A 13,500-nucleotide genomic window follows, 5' to 3' on the forward strand; every position below is an offset into this window, starting at 1 on the left:
TTTGATTGATAACCAACAATTTTAGCGTTTTATTTTCTCAAAATCGAAAAATAGAATGGCGAGGTAAATAAATCAGGGTTGGCGCCAACTGATACTGAACAAAAAATGATTAAATAATTTGATTGGTTGAATCATGAAAATCTCAAAACTACAACTCGTTTACCTTGCAGCCCTGTCTATGCTCGGCTTCATTGCCACCGATATGTACTTACCTGCCTTCAAAGCGATGGAAGTCGACTTTGCTACTGGCCCTGAACAGATCGCACTTTCATTAACTGTCTTTCTTGTTGGTATGGCTTTTGGTCAATTGATGTGGGGCTTAGCTTCAGACAAATTCGGTCATCGCAACACGTTAGCAGCTGGTTTGGCGCTGTTCACTGTCGCCTCATTTGGTCTCGCATTCAGTGAGCAAGTTTGGCAACTACTCGCGCTACGCTTCGTTCAAGCGATTGGTGTTTGTGCTCCTGCGGTAATCTGGCAAGCGATGGTGATCAAGCGTCACTCAGGCCAGAGCCAGCAGATCTTTGCCACTATCATGCCGCTTGTAGCACTGTCTCCTGCACTAGCACCTCAATTAGGTGTACTGCTGGCTGACAGCTTTGGCTGGCACAGTATTTTTGTTGCATTGACACTGATGGGTGTACTGCTTGTTGTTGCGACAATGGCGCAAAAAAATGAAAAAGTAGAAGTAAAACAAACCAGCATGTCTTCAGACATCAAATCACTACTAGGTTCTAAAACTTACCTAGGTAACGTGTTTATGTTTGCTACAGCGTCTGCGGCTTTCTTTGCTTACCTAACGGGTATGCCAGAAATCATGTCTCAACTTGGCTATGAAGCGAAGGACATTGGTTTGAGCTTTATTCCACAAACTATCGCCTTCATGGTGGGTGGTTACTTAGGTAAGGTTGGCGTTCGCAAATACGGTGACGAGAAGATTCTGCGTCAGTTGATTGGTTTGTTTAGTGTTGCTGCTCTACTTATCTTCGCTGCATCACAGTGGCAACTGACCTCTATCTGGCCAATCCTGGCGCCATTCTGTTTGATTGCGGTGGCAAATGGTGCTCTTTACCCAATCGTAGTAAACCGTGCATTAGCGAGTGCAAAGCAAAGTCCAGCAACCGCAGCTGGTCTGCAGAACAGCCTACAAATTACCGTAAGCAGCCTATCAAGCGCACTGGTTGCGGCGATGGCAAGCCAAGCTCAGATGGTAACGGGTGTAGCAATTGTGATTTGTATGGGCGGTCTGTGGATAGGTTATATCCTGTCTAACCGCGAATTGTCTCAGCACTTCACGACTCCGGACAACGCTCGCGTAGTGAGTGAAGACGAGCTCTAATTCTTCGTCAAGCTCAACCCCACTACATAATATAGAAGAGCCGCTTAATGCGGCTCTTTGTCTTTTATAGGCGAAAGAATAAGGCAAAACCTTACATACTCTTTAAGCCCCATTTCTCGGCGGTTTGCTTAAAGAAGCCTTGAGTTTTCTTCAACTCAACCCAGTGGTTAATATAGTTAATCCAGACTTGGTCGTCTTGAGGCAACAGCATCGCAATAGGCGTTGGCTTGCGAGGCTCTTTGACTGGGACAATCGCTAACTGTTTAAATTTCTCCACCAGCGTTGCCGCTTCAACGTTGGACGTCACGGAGACATCGGCACGACGAGCCAGAAGCTCTTGGAAATCACGCGCCGGCGCTTCAATCACAATGTGCTGTGCAGATGGGAAGAAGTCTTTGACCATCTTTTCTTGCACGGTCCCCAGCGTAGCCGCCACTTTTACATCAGGCTTGTCAAAGTCTGCCCAATCTGAGAATTTTGCTAAGTCTTTCTTTTGCACCACAGGCACAAACGCAAGATAGAAATACGGTTGGCTATAACCCGCTACTTTTGCGCGTGACATATTCAATGACGCACTACCGGTAATATCGTATTTGTTGGCAGTAATGCCATTGACTAGTGTTTTCCAATCGGTCGCAACATATTCCACCTTAACGCCAAGATCTTTGGCAAGCTCTGTGGTGACATCGATATCAAAACCACGATAACTATTGGTAGCGGGATCTTTCATTGTCATCGGATTCCAATCCCCTGTCGTTCCGACACGCAAAACACCCTTATCCAACACCTCTTGTAAACGGCTGTTAGCATGAGCGACTTGGGTCATCGCAATTAAACACATTCCTAGCGCAAGCAACGTTTTTTTCATTTCAATTCCCTTAAAAGAATGATGATGGGAGATATTCCCTTTAATTATTAACTATTAATGCAACTTCATTGATAACATAGCAGTAACAAAGGAAGTTTTTTAGTCAGTTCAGGGAGTAAATGTGAACTATAGACATCTATGGCTGATTTCGTTGCTGCTTCTCACTGGTTGCTCCGATTATCAATGGGGTTGGTATGTTCTTGACCCATCAACCGAGCAAGGCCTGACAAACATAAAGTTTCTGGTCGCAGGCTTTAATGACACGATCCAAGTGTCGCTACTCAGTATGCTGTTTGCGATGACCATCGGATTGATCGTTGCCCTTCCCGCCCTGTCAGATTCTCCAGCACTTAAGTGGATCAACCGTGTTTATGTGGAAGTGATCCGCTCTATTCCAGTTTTGGTATTGTTGCTGTGGGTGTATTACGGAATGCCGACACTGCTTGATGTTTCCCTGAATCATTTTTGGGCAGGTGTGATTGCATTAACCATTGCAGAAAGTGCCTTTATGGCGGAAGTGTTTAGAGGAGGAATCCAAGCCATCAGCCGCGGACAACATGAAGCAGCAGAGTCGCTTGGGCTAAACTACTGGCAAAAAATGCGATTGGTAATTCTTCCCCAAGCATTTCGCCAAATCTTACCGCCACTGGGGAATCAATTCGTTTATATCCTTAAGATGAGTTCTTTAGTCAGCGTAATCGGTCTAAGCGACTTAACAAGGCGTGCTAATGAATTGGTGGTGAATGAGTACTTACCACTAGAAATCTATACGTTTCTCGTCTTAGAGTATTTGGTGCTGATTCTTTTGGTTTCCCAAGCGGTGCGTTGGCTAGAGAAGCGCATCGCGATACCAAGTCACTAAACTGTCCTTTCACACCACTAGATACAACAAAGCCGCTCATGATGAGCGGCTTTGGTTTATTTCAGTTAAAGAAAGCAGCTGAGGCTTACTTTTGTTTCACAGGGCGTTGCCAACCAGTGATTTTGCGCTCTTTCACGCGAGTGATCACAAGATCACCTTCCGCAACATCTTTGGTCAATGTCGTGCCGGCACCAATCGTTGCACCATCAGCAATCGTCACTGGCGCAACAAGCTGGCTATCTGAACCAACAAAAACGTCGTTACCGATAACGGTCTTGAACTTGTTCGCACCGTCGTAGTTACAAGTGATAGTACCTGCACCAATGTTAGTACGTTGACCGATCTCTGCATCACCTAGGTAAGTCAGGTGGTTTGCTTTAGAGCCTTCACCGATACGCGCGTTTTTCACTTCAACGAAGTTACCCACGTGAGAGTCGTTACGCATCTCTGCGCCAGGACGCAGGCGTGTGAATGGACCAACTGTACACTCTTCACCAACAGTTGCGCCTTCAATTACGCTGTATGGGCGAACGATGGTGTTATCGTCTATTTCACAGTCTTTCAGTACACAACCAGCGCCGATGACAACGTTATCACCCAGTGATACTTTGCCTTCGATGATTACGTTCGCATCGATTTCACAATCCATACCGCATTGCAGTTCACCACGTAGGTCGAAACGCGCTGGATCACGCAGCATCACACCTTGCTCTAATAGCTTTTGCGCCTGCATTGATTGGAATGCACGCTCAAGACGAGCCAATTGAGCACGATCGTTAACGCCTTCCACTTCAATCGCATTTACTGGGTGCACCGCCTCAACCGCGCGACCTTCATCGTGCGCTGCTGCGATAACGTCTGTTAAGTAGTATTCGCCTTGTGCGTTTTCGTTGTTTAGACCAGCAAGCCAACGTTTCAGGTCACCACCTGTCGCCACCAGCACACCAGTATTACATTCTTTGATGAGCTTCTGCTCTTCTGTTGCGTCTTTTTGCTCAACGATCGCGACTACAGGGCCATTTTTACGAATGATACGACCGTAACCCATTGGTTTATCTAGCATTACTGTGAGTAGTGCAATACCGCCTGTTGGCTGTGCATCTAATAGGTTTTCAATTGTTTCAGCTGAAATCAGTGGAACATCACCGTAAAGCACCAGTACTTTTTCATCGTCTTCAAACTTTGGAGACGCTTGATCAACCGCGTGACCAGTACCTAATTGTTCCGCTTGCAGTACCCAGTTAACTGGCTCTTCAGCAAGCGTCTGCTGCATTTGATCACCACCGTGACCATATACTAGGTGGATGTTTTGTGCGCCAAGACCTGTACATGTATCGATAACATGTTTTGCCATTGGCTTCCCTGCCAAAGTGTGAAGCACTTTAGGCATGTTCGAGTACATACGGGTACCTTTACCCGCAGCAAGAATCACAGCACTGAATTTCATTGATAACCTATTGACGTTTTATATTAAATGGCCGTTATTTTAAACAGCTTGGAAGGAATAGTTAATGGCAGGATGTAAATTTACAACTAAAATTAATCAAAAAGGCGACCAAATGGCCGCCTTTTTTCATGCAACGTTGCTAATTGAGCTTAGCGACGCTTTTTGGTCAGCTCGATAACTCGTAGCTGAGCAATGGCTTTAGCCAGTTCACTGGCCGCTTGTGCGAAGTCCATGTCACCATGCTGATTCTGGATTTGCTCCTCAGCGCGGCGCTTGGCTTCTTCTGCCTTCGCTGCGTCTAGATCTTCACCACGAATCGCTGTATCAGCCAGTACTGTAGCAGTACCAGGCTGAACCTCGACCATACCACCAGAGACATAAATGAACTCTTCGTGGCCGTGCTGTTTCACAATACGCACCATACCAGGCTTAATAGCGGACAGCAGCGGAGTATGGCCGTGGAAAATACCCAGCTCACCTTCGCTACCGGTCACCTGAAACGTTTCTACGCGACCAGAGAAAATACGTTTCTCAGCGCTTACTACGTCTAGGTGAAAGGTTATTGGTGCCATATCGCCTCCTAGTTAGCCTTATAGCTTCTTCGCATTCTCGATAGCATCGTCAATCGTACCGCAGTACATGAACGCTTGCTCTGGAATGTCATCGTATTCACCAGCTAGTAGACCTTTGAAGCCACGTAGTGTCTCTTTAAGAGGTACGTAAACGCCTGGGTCACCTGTAAATACTTCCGCTACGTGGTAAGGCTGAGTTAGGAAACGCTCAATCTTACGTGCACGAGATACAACTTGCTTATCTTCTTCAGATAGCTCGTCCATACCTAGAATCGCGATGATATCTTTCAGCTCTTTGTAGCGCTGAAGTGTCTGCTGAACGCCACGAGCTGTGTCGTAGTGATCTTGACCAACTACTAGTGGGTCTAGCTGACGAGAAGTCGAATCTAGTGGGTCGATCGCTGGGTATAGACCCATTGCTGCGATGTTACGGTTAAGTACAACCGTTGCATCCAAGTGCGCGAACGTTGTTGCTGGAGACGGGTCAGTCAAGTCATCCGCAGGTACGTATACCGCCTGTACAGACGTGATAGAACCTTGCTTAGTTGACGTGATACGCTCCTGTAGTACACCCATCTCTTCTGCAAGAGTTGGCTGGTAACCTACCGCAGAAGGCATACGACCTAGAAGTGCTGATACCTCAGTACCTGCAAGTGTGTAACGGTAGATGTTATCAACAAACAGAAGTACGTCACGACCTTCGTCACGGAAACGTTCTGCCATTGTTAGACCAGTCAGTGCAACACGTAGACGGTTGCCTGGTGGCTCGTTCATCTGACCGTAAACCATCGCTACTTTAGATTCTTCAGGATTCTCAACGTTTACAACGCCCGCTTCCTGCATCTCGTAGTAGAAATCGTTACCTTCACGAGTACGTTCACCAACACCAGCAAATACTGATAGACCTGAGTGTTGAAGTGCGATGTTGTTGATAAGCTCCATCATGTTAACGGTCTTACCTACACCTGCACCACCGAATAGACCGATTTTACCACCCTTAGCGAATGGACAAACCAAGTCGATTACTTTAACACCAGTTTCTAGAAGTGCTGTTTCGTTTGATTGCTCTTCGTAGCTTGGTGCTTCACGGTGGATAGAGTAAACCTCTTCTGCACCGATCTCACCACGCTCATCAATCGCGTCACCTAGGACGTTCATGATACGACCTAGAGTTTTAGTACCTACTGGTACTGAAATTGGAGCGCCAGTGTTAACCACTTCAACGCCACGACGTAAACCATCAGAGCTACCCATTACGATACAACGAACTACGCCACCGCCTAGCTGTTGTTGAACTTCAAGAACAAGACGCTCTTTTGAGTCCGTAACGTTTAGAGCGTCATATACACTTGGTACTTCGCTCTGTGGGAACTCTACGTCGACTACCGCACCGATGATCTGTACGATCTTACCTGTAGCCATCGTTAATCCTCTAAACTATTTCGTTTTACCTAAGCTTAAACCGCAGATGCACCACCAACGATTTCTGATAGTTCTTGTGTGATCGCAGCCTGACGGGCTTTGTTGTACACAAGTTCTAAATCTTCAATCAAGTTGGTTGCGTTATCCGTTGCAGCCTTCATCGCAATCATTCGAGCCGCTTGCTCACAAGCAAGGTTCTCTACTACACCTTGGTATACCTGAGACTCTACGTAACGCACTAGAAGTGTGTCCAATAGAGGCTTTGGTTCAGGCTCATAGATGTAGTCCCATGAGTGCTCACGCTGCATCTCTTCGCTGTCCGATTTAGGCAAAGGTAGCAATTGATCGATCGTTGGTTGCTGAACCATAGTGTTCACAAATTTGTTGAACACTACGTATAGACGGTCCAGTTCACCTTCATCGTATTTCTTAAGCATTACGCCAACAGAACCGATTAGGTCTTCTAGGCTTGGGTTATCACCCAGACCAGAAACCTGTGCCGCAACTTTTGCGCCACCATTTCTAAAGAAAGCTGTTGCTTTTGAGCCAATTACAGCTAGCTCAACTTCAGCACCTTTCTCTTTCCATGATTGCATGTCTGTAACGGCTTTCTTGAACACGTTAATGTTCAAACCACCACACAGACCACGGTCTGTCGAAACGATGATGTAACCAACACGTTTAGCTTCACGCTCTTCTAGGTACGGATGACGGTACTCTAGGTTTGCGTTAGCCACATGACCGATCACTTTACGCATTGTTTCAGCGTATGGACGAGAAGCTTCCATTGCGTCTTGAGAACGACGCATTTTTGAAGCTGCTACCATTTCCATCGCTTTCGTAATTTTCTGCGTGCTTTTAACACTACCGATTTTATTACGTATCTCTTTTGCGCCGGCCATCGTTACTCTCCGTTAGTTGGTGGCAGAAACTGCCACCGACCTAATTACCAAGTTTGGGTTGCTACGAAGTCGTCAGTCAGTTTCTTCAACTGAGCTTCAACTTCATCGTTGTATGCACCCGTCTTGTCGATCTCAGCTGCAAATTCAGCGTGTTGACCGCGAGCGTACGATAGTAGAGCCGCTTCGAAATCTAGCAGTTTGTTTAGTTCAACATCTGCTAAATAGCCGCGCTCTGCCGCGAAGATTACTAGTGCTTGGTCAAATACAGACATTGGAGCGTACTGCTTCTGCTTCATTAGTTCTGTAACTTTTTGACCGTGGTCTAGCTGTTTCTTCGTCGCTTCATCAAGGTCAGACGAGAACTGTGCAAATGCCGCTAGTTCACGGTACTGAGCTAGTGCAGTACGGATACCGCCAGATAGCTTCTTGATGATTTTCGTCTGAGCTGAACCACCTACACGAGATACTGAGATACCTGGGTCAACGGCTGGGCGTACACCCGCGTTGAATAGCTCAGTTTGTAGGAAGATCTGACCATCGGTAATCGAGATTACGTTAGTCGGTACGAATGCTGAAACGTCACCTGCTTGAGTTTCGATGATAGGAAGAGCAGTCAAAGAACCAGTCTTACCTTTCACTTCACCGTTAGTGAAACGCTCTACGTACTCTTCGTTTACACGAGCTGCACGCTCTAGTAGACGCGAGTGTAAGTAGAATACGTCACCTGGGAATGCCTCACGGCCTGGTGGACGTTTTAGTAGTAGAGAGATCTGACGGTAAGCTACCGCTTGCTTAGATAGGTCATCGTAAACAATCAGTGCGTCTTCACCGCGATCGCGGAAGTATTCACCCATCGCACAACCTGCGTATGGCGCTAGGTATTGTAGCGCTGCAGATTCAGAAGCAGATGCAACAACAACGATAGTGTTAGCTAGCGCGCCGTGCTCTTCTAGTTTGCGAACTACGTTAGCGATAGTCGATGCTTTCTGACCGATTGCTACGTAGATTGAGAAAATACCAGAGTCTTTCTGGTTGATAATCGCATCGATCGCCATTGCTGTTTTACCAGTTTGACGGTCACCGATTACAAGCTCACGCTGACCACGACCGATTGGGATCATTGAGTCAACTGATTTGTAACCAGTTTGCACAGGTTGGTCTACCGATTTACGGTCGATTACACCTGGTGCGATTACTTCTACAGGCGAAGTCAATTTAGCTTCGATTGGACCTTTACCATCGATAGGTTCACCTAGTGTGTTCACTACGCGACCTAGAAGTTCTGGACCAACTGGCACTTCAAGAATGCGGCCAGTACCTGTAACTTTCATGCCTTCCTTAAGGTCAGCATATGGGCCCATTACTACCGCACCAACCGAGTCACGCTCAAGGTTAAGTGCTAGTGCATAACGGCCACCCGGTAATTCAATCATTTCACCTTGCATCACGTCCGCTAGGCCGTGGATGCGGATGATACCATCGCTTACCGATACGATAGTACCCTCGTTGCGAGCTTCACTAACAACTTCGAAAGATTCGATACGTTGTTTGATCAGATCGCTAATTTCCGTGGAATTAAGTTGCATGCTCCAATCCCCATTAAGACTGCAATGCATCGCTCAGGCGGTTCAAACGACCACGCGCTGAGTCATCGATGACTAGGTCTCCGGCTCGAATAATAACCCCACCAAGTAGGGTCTCATCTACACTGCAATTCAGCTTCACTTTGCGTTCTAGACGCACTTCAAGTTTGCTGCCAATGTTTGCAAGTTGTTCATCAGAAAGTTCGCTTGCTGAAATCACTTCAACATCGATTTCTTTCTCATGCTCTTTCTTCAATAGGAAGAATTGTTCACAAACATCAGGAAGGGCCGTTAGACGACCATTCTCAGCCATTACCTTAATCAGGTTTTGGCCGTGCGTATCAACTTGTTCGCCGCAAACTGCAACAAAAATCTCTGCCATTTTGTCAGCAGAAACCGAACCCGTTAGAAGTTCGTTCATTTGCTCGTTTTTAGCGACTTCAGCAGCAAAAGACAACATTTGGCCCCATTGGTCCAACTGGTCTTTGTCTACAGCAAAGTCGAAGGCTGCTTTAGCATAGGGGCGTGCGATTGTAGTCAAATCAGACATATGCGCCCCCAGACTTAAAGTTTTGCAGTAATGTTGTCGAGAATATCTTTCTGAGCGTCTTTATCGATAGAACGCTCAAGGATTTTCTCAGCACCAGCTACAGCCAGAGTAGCAACTTGTTTGCGCAGCTCATCGCGTGCACGATTGCGTTCAGCTTCAAGTTCTGCTTCTGCTTGCGCTAGGATTTTCTGGCGTTCTGCCTGAGCTTCCTCGCGAGCTTCGTCAATAATTTGAGACTTACGCTTGTTCGCTTGATCGATGATCTCAGTTGCTGTGCGCTTCGCTTCTTTCAACTGATCAGAAGCGTTGGCTTGTGCTAGATCCAAGTCTTTTGCAGCACGTTCCGCTGCTTGAAGACCATCAGCAATTTTCTTCTGACGCTCTTCGATCGCTTGCATCAACGGTGGCCATACATACTTCATGCAGAACCACACAAATAGTGCGAACGAGATTGCTTGACCTAGCAGAGTTGCGTTTATGTTCACAACAGCTACCCCTCTATTTGGACTTAGTGTTAATCAGTGACAAGCCTGAGCTCGTCCCGAGTTAAAGGTGATTAACCTAGTTGACCAACGAATGGGTTTGCGAATGTGAATAGTAGCGCGATTACGATACCGATCATTGGAACCGCATCAAGTAGACCTGCGATGATGAACATCTTAACTTGTAGCATAGGAGCCATTTCTGGTTGACGTGCTGCACCTTCTAGGAATTTACCACCTAGTAGTGCGAAACCAATCGCTGTACCAAGAGAAGCAAGACCGACGATAATACCTACGGCGATTGCAGAAAAGCTCAGTAAAGTTTCCATTACTATCTCCAATTTATAGTTGTTGGCTTATGTGCCCAAATAAAAAGCTTAAAAAATTAATGATCAGAATCTTCGTGTGCCATTGACAGGTAAACAATTGTCAACATCATAAATACGAAGGCTTGAATCGTAATAACCAAGATATGGAAGATTGCCCACGGTAGTGAACCCATCCATTGCAAGTACCATGGTAGCATTGCCGCACAAAGAATGAATACAACCTCACCCGCGAACATGTTACCGAATAGACGCATACCAAGTGATAGAGGCTTCGCTAGTAGCGATACCACTTCAATCAGTAGGTTAAACGGAATCATCAGTGGGTGATTGAATGGATGTAGTGCAAGTTCTTTTGCGAATCCACCTAGACCTTTCACTTTGATGCTGTAGTAGATCATCAATGCGAAAACGCCTAGAGCCATAGCCATGGTGATATTCACATCAGCAGACGGTACAACCTTAAGATAAGGGATACCTAGCCAATGCTCTGCTGGGTACGGTAAGAAGTCGATCGGAACTAAGTCCATCACGTTCATCAAAAATACCCAACAAAAGATAGTCAGTGCTAAAGGCGCGATCAGTGGGTTGCGTCCATGGAACGTGTCTTTGACGTTTTCCGCGACAAATTCAACGATCATTTCTACAGCACACTGAAGCTTACCCGGTACACCCGCTGTTGTTCTCTTTGCTACTTTGTAAAAAATTCCGAGGAAGATTAAACCAGTAAACCAAGAAAAAAACAGGCTATCGATATGTACGTTCCAGAAACTTGCTTCATCCGCTACCAAGCCTAACTTAGCTAAAGATAGGTTTGATAAGTGGTGGGCAATGTAACCGGACGATGTTAGCGCTTCACCTGGCGCAGCCATAACTCATCCTATTTTTTGTTGTTAATGAATAGCACTGGTGCACAGATATTAATACCTAGTACCAGCAAATAGGTTAGTTTGAGGGGAACAAGTTCCACCTGCATATACATGTAGGCTACGTAGAACAACACAACCGTGATGAGGATTTTCAGAACTTCGCCTGTATAGAAAGACGCCGCGATACGCTTGGCAGCGCGAGCCCCACTAAACATAAAAGCACATAGCGCAAAGACAGCATTGGCAACAACAAAGATGCCTCCACCTACCAGCGCTGAAATTCCCCATTCAGGATTCACGGCTATCGCCATTCCTGCAGCCACAAAAATAACCGCGCCAGACTGGATCATTAACAATTGCTTTGCGAGCTCTCGTCCTGGTCTAGCTAACGCAGCTACCATGTATTCGTACCTCTAGTAATATCCACTTTGCACTAAACTCTCTGTGCAGGGAAATTGGCGAAAATTATACGGTGCGAACAATTGAATGCAATTATATTGCATCAAAAACTTACAGTTTTGTTTACAATCCGACAACTTTCACACAAAATTCGATTATTTTAATTAATTGACCTAAATCAATTATCTCATTTAGGCCTCTAGCTTGGCAATCAGTTGATCCAATTTGTGAGGCTCATCAAGACTTATCGTCACTTTCGCTTTGCCGTTTGCAGAACGGACCAAAGAAACCTTAGCATCAAGCAGTTGACTCAATTTATGCGACATTTGCTCCGCTTCGGTATCTTCTTGTTGAGCTTTTTGCTCATTTTGTGGGGCTAAGCACTTTTTTACTAACTGTTCGGTTTGGCGAACGGTCATTTGCTTCTTAGCCACTTGCTGAGCCACTTCAACCTGCTGCTCGCCTTCCAAGGCTAACAGAGCTCGAGCATGACCCATTTCTAATTTTTTGTCTGCAACCAGACCTTTTACATCAATTTCTAACTGATTTAGACGTAATAGGTTACTAACAGTGGTTCTTGATTTGCCAATCACATCGGCCACTTGCTGATGCGTTAGCGTGAATTCATCCTGTAGACGCTCAAGCGCTTGAGCTTCTTCAATCACATTCAAATCTTCACGTTGAATGTTCTCGATAAGCGCCATCGCAATAGCGGCACGGTCTTCGACCTTTTTCACCAAACAAGGTACTCGTTTTAGACCGGCTTGTTTTGCTGCGCGCCAACGGCGTTCACCAGCGATGATTTCAAACTGGCCACTCGCCACTTGGCGAACCACGATTGGCTGAATGATGCCTTGCGATTGAATTGAAGCTGCGAGCTCCTCTAGCGCTTCTGGCGCCATATCTTTACGCGGTTGGTAAACACCAGGCTGCAATTGACCAATCGCCAAATCAGTCAGTTCACCGTCTGCCGACAATGCTTGGCTGTGCGATGCAATATGCTGTTTTTCACGAGCCAACGAACTGGTCGACAACAACGCATCCAGTCCTTTTCCTAGACCACGCTTAGACATAGGAGGAATTCCTTAGGTTAGAGAGTTAAACTGGGATTTCTTCACGGCGGAGCATTTCGCCCGCTAAAGCAAGATACGCTTTGGCGCCCGCAGAGTACTTGTCATAGTACATTGCAGGTTTACCGTGGCTCGGCGCTTCGGCCAAACGCACATTACGTGGGATCACAGTACGGTAAACTTTACTACCAAAGTGTTTTTTAAGTTGATCGGATACTTCATTAGACAGGCGGTTACGTGGATCGTACATGGTACGCAGTAAACCTTCGATTTTGAGGTTTTCATTGACCACGGCCGCTAACTTGCTGATTGTATCCATAAGCGCAGTTAAACCTTCTAACGCAAAGTATTCACATTGCATCGGCACCAGCACAGAGTCGGCTGCGGCCATAGCATTGATTGTAAGAAGGTTTAGAGAAGGAGGACAATCAATAAAGATGAAATCATAGTTATCGCGAACTGACGCAAGGGCGTTTTTCAGACGCACCTCGCGCGCGAATACTTCCATCAGTTTGATTTCTGCAGCAGTGACGTCGCCGTTCGCTGCAATCAGATCGTATTTCCCTGTGGTTTCAGTACAAACCACTTGATCAAACGGGGTATCTTCAACCAGAAGATCATACGCCGTCGCGTCAACCATGTACTTGTCGACGCCACTGGCCATCGTAGCATTGCCTTGAGGGTCGAGATCGATCACCAAAACCTTGCGCTTTGTTGCCGCCATCGAAGCTGCTAAGTTAATGCACGTTGTTGTTTTGCCGACCCCACCTTTCTGGTTGGCGATTGCTACAATTTTACCCACGATTACC

15 protein-coding genes are annotated in these 13,500 nt (G+C 46.2%); 2 read left to right on the top strand and 13 right to left on the bottom strand.

Translation table 11 applies throughout. The features are described 5' to 3' along the window. Positions 1-133: 133 nt before the first annotated feature. A complete protein-coding gene (gene punC / locus GXP65_RS16900) occupies positions 134-1,339 on the top strand; it encodes a purine nucleoside transporter PunC (RefSeq protein ID WP_005429760.1) in 1,206 nt (401 codons plus the stop codon). Between the two features lie 91 nt (positions 1,340-1,430). Here the strand turns inward: punC and GXP65_RS16905 are convergent, their stop codons facing one another. Then, positions 1,431-2,207 (bottom strand): transporter substrate-binding domain-containing protein, encoded by a 777-nt coding sequence (locus tag GXP65_RS16905; protein ID WP_162093335.1) that lies wholly within the window; start codon positions 2,205-2,207, stop codon positions 1,431-1,433. 121 nt (positions 2,208-2,328) lie between these two features. Here GXP65_RS16905 and GXP65_RS16910 point away from each other — a divergent pair, with 121 nt between their 5' ends. Continuing rightward, the gene (locus GXP65_RS16910; RefSeq protein ID WP_005429752.1) at positions 2,329-3,069 is read left to right on the top strand and encodes an amino acid ABC transporter permease; all 741 of its coding nucleotides are present in this window, start codon (positions 2,329-2,331) and stop codon (positions 3,067-3,069) included. Between the two features lie 85 nt (positions 3,070-3,154). Here the strand turns inward: GXP65_RS16910 and glmU are convergent, their stop codons facing one another. From glmU to GXP65_RS16970, 12 genes are all read right to left on the bottom strand, one after another. Continuing rightward, positions 3,155-4,516 (bottom strand): bifunctional UDP-N-acetylglucosamine diphosphorylase/glucosamine-1-phosphate N-acetyltransferase GlmU, encoded by a 1,362-nt coding sequence (gene glmU, locus GXP65_RS16915; protein WP_162093336.1) that lies wholly within the window; start codon positions 4,514-4,516, stop codon positions 3,155-3,157. A gap of 149 nt (positions 4,517-4,665) precedes the next feature. Then, positions 4,666-5,088, bottom strand: coding sequence for a F0F1 ATP synthase subunit epsilon (locus GXP65_RS16920; protein WP_005429758.1), 423 nt, complete (start codon positions 5,086-5,088; stop codon positions 4,666-4,668). 18 nt (positions 5,089-5,106) lie between these two features. Then, positions 5,107-6,510, bottom strand: coding sequence for a F0F1 ATP synthase subunit beta (gene atpD / locus GXP65_RS16925; protein ID WP_005532839.1), 1,404 nt, complete (start codon positions 6,508-6,510; stop codon positions 5,107-5,109). 35 nt (positions 6,511-6,545) lie between these two features. Further along, the gene (gene atpG / locus GXP65_RS16930; RefSeq protein WP_005429827.1) at positions 6,546-7,412 is read right to left on the bottom strand and encodes a F0F1 ATP synthase subunit gamma; all 867 of its coding nucleotides are present in this window, start codon (positions 7,410-7,412) and stop codon (positions 6,546-6,548) included. A gap of 44 nt (positions 7,413-7,456) precedes the next feature. Next, entirely contained in the window at positions 7,457-8,998 is a 1,542-nt protein-coding gene (atpA, locus tag GXP65_RS16935) for a F0F1 ATP synthase subunit alpha (RefSeq protein ID WP_162093337.1), read from the bottom strand. A 13-nt stretch (positions 8,999-9,011) separates the two neighbouring features. After that, entirely contained in the window at positions 9,012-9,545 is a 534-nt protein-coding gene (atpH, locus tag GXP65_RS16940; RefSeq protein ID WP_038892416.1) for a F0F1 ATP synthase subunit delta, read from the bottom strand. A 14-nt stretch (positions 9,546-9,559) separates the two neighbouring features. Beyond that, positions 9,560-10,030 carry a F0F1 ATP synthase subunit B gene (gene atpF, locus GXP65_RS16945; RefSeq protein WP_005429802.1) on the bottom strand — a complete coding sequence of 157 codons (471 nt, stop codon included), beginning with the start codon at positions 10,028-10,030 and terminating at the stop codon, positions 9,560-9,562. A gap of 71 nt (positions 10,031-10,101) precedes the next feature. Beyond that, positions 10,102-10,356: a F0F1 ATP synthase subunit C gene (gene atpE, locus GXP65_RS16950; protein ID WP_002540812.1), complete on the bottom strand. Its 255-nt coding sequence runs from the start codon at positions 10,354-10,356 to the stop codon at positions 10,102-10,104. Between the two features lie 56 nt (positions 10,357-10,412). Beyond that, entirely contained in the window at positions 10,413-11,225 is an 813-nt protein-coding gene (gene atpB / locus GXP65_RS16955) for a F0F1 ATP synthase subunit A (RefSeq protein WP_005429781.1), read from the bottom strand. Positions 11,226-11,233: 8 nt separating this feature from the next. Further along, a complete protein-coding gene (locus GXP65_RS16960) occupies positions 11,234-11,623 on the bottom strand; it encodes a F0F1 ATP synthase subunit I (protein ID WP_005440813.1) in 390 nt (129 codons plus the stop codon). Positions 11,624-11,812: 189 nt separating this feature from the next. Next, positions 11,813-12,694 carry a ParB/RepB/Spo0J family partition protein gene (locus tag GXP65_RS16965; RefSeq protein ID WP_005440814.1) on the bottom strand — a complete coding sequence of 294 codons (882 nt, stop codon included), beginning with the start codon at positions 12,692-12,694 and terminating at the stop codon, positions 11,813-11,815. 25 nt (positions 12,695-12,719) lie between these two features. Next, a complete protein-coding gene (locus GXP65_RS16970; protein WP_005440815.1) occupies positions 12,720-13,493 on the bottom strand; it encodes a ParA family protein in 774 nt (257 codons plus the stop codon). Between the last annotated feature and the right edge of the window lie 7 nt (positions 13,494-13,500).

The sequence above is a fragment of the Vibrio sp. LB10LO1 genome, from assembly GCF_010092875.1.
Lineage (GTDB): Bacteria > Pseudomonadota > Gammaproteobacteria > Enterobacterales > Vibrionaceae > Vibrio > Vibrio campbellii.

Coding starts and splice junctions, on each gene's coding strand:
- punC (WP_005429760.1), top strand. CDS start 134: ATGAAAATCTCAAAACTACAACTCGTTTACCTTGCAGCCCTGTCTATG.
- GXP65_RS16905 (WP_162093335.1), bottom strand. CDS start 2,207: ATGAAAAAAACGTTGCTTGCGCTAGGAATGTGTTTAATTGCGATGACC.
- glmU (WP_162093336.1), bottom strand. CDS start 4,516: ATGAAATTCAGTGCTGTGATTCTTGCTGCGGGTAAAGGTACCCGTATG.
- GXP65_RS16920 (WP_005429758.1), bottom strand. CDS start 5,088: ATGGCACCAATAACCTTTCACCTAGACGTAGTAAGCGCTGAGAAACGT.
- atpD (WP_005532839.1), bottom strand. CDS start 6,510: ATGGCTACAGGTAAGATCGTACAGATCATCGGTGCGGTAGTCGACGTA.
- atpG (WP_005429827.1), bottom strand. CDS start 7,412: ATGGCCGGCGCAAAAGAGATACGTAATAAAATCGGTAGTGTTAAAAGC.
- atpA (WP_162093337.1), bottom strand. CDS start 8,998: ATGCAACTTAATTCCACGGAAATTAGCGATCTGATCAAACAACGTATC.
- atpH (WP_038892416.1), bottom strand. CDS start 9,545: ATGTCTGATTTGACTACAATCGCACGCCCCTATGCTAAAGCAGCCTTC.
- atpE (WP_002540812.1), bottom strand. CDS start 10,356: ATGGAAACTTTACTGAGCTTTTCTGCAATCGCCGTAGGTATTATCGTC.
- atpB (WP_005429781.1), bottom strand. CDS start 11,225: ATGGCTGCGCCAGGTGAAGCGCTAACATCGTCCGGTTACATTGCCCAC.
- GXP65_RS16960 (WP_005440813.1), bottom strand. CDS start 11,623: ATGGTAGCTGCGTTAGCTAGACCAGGACGAGAGCTCGCAAAGCAATTG.
- GXP65_RS16965 (WP_005440814.1), bottom strand. CDS start 12,694: ATGTCTAAGCGTGGTCTAGGAAAAGGACTGGATGCGTTGTTGTCGACC.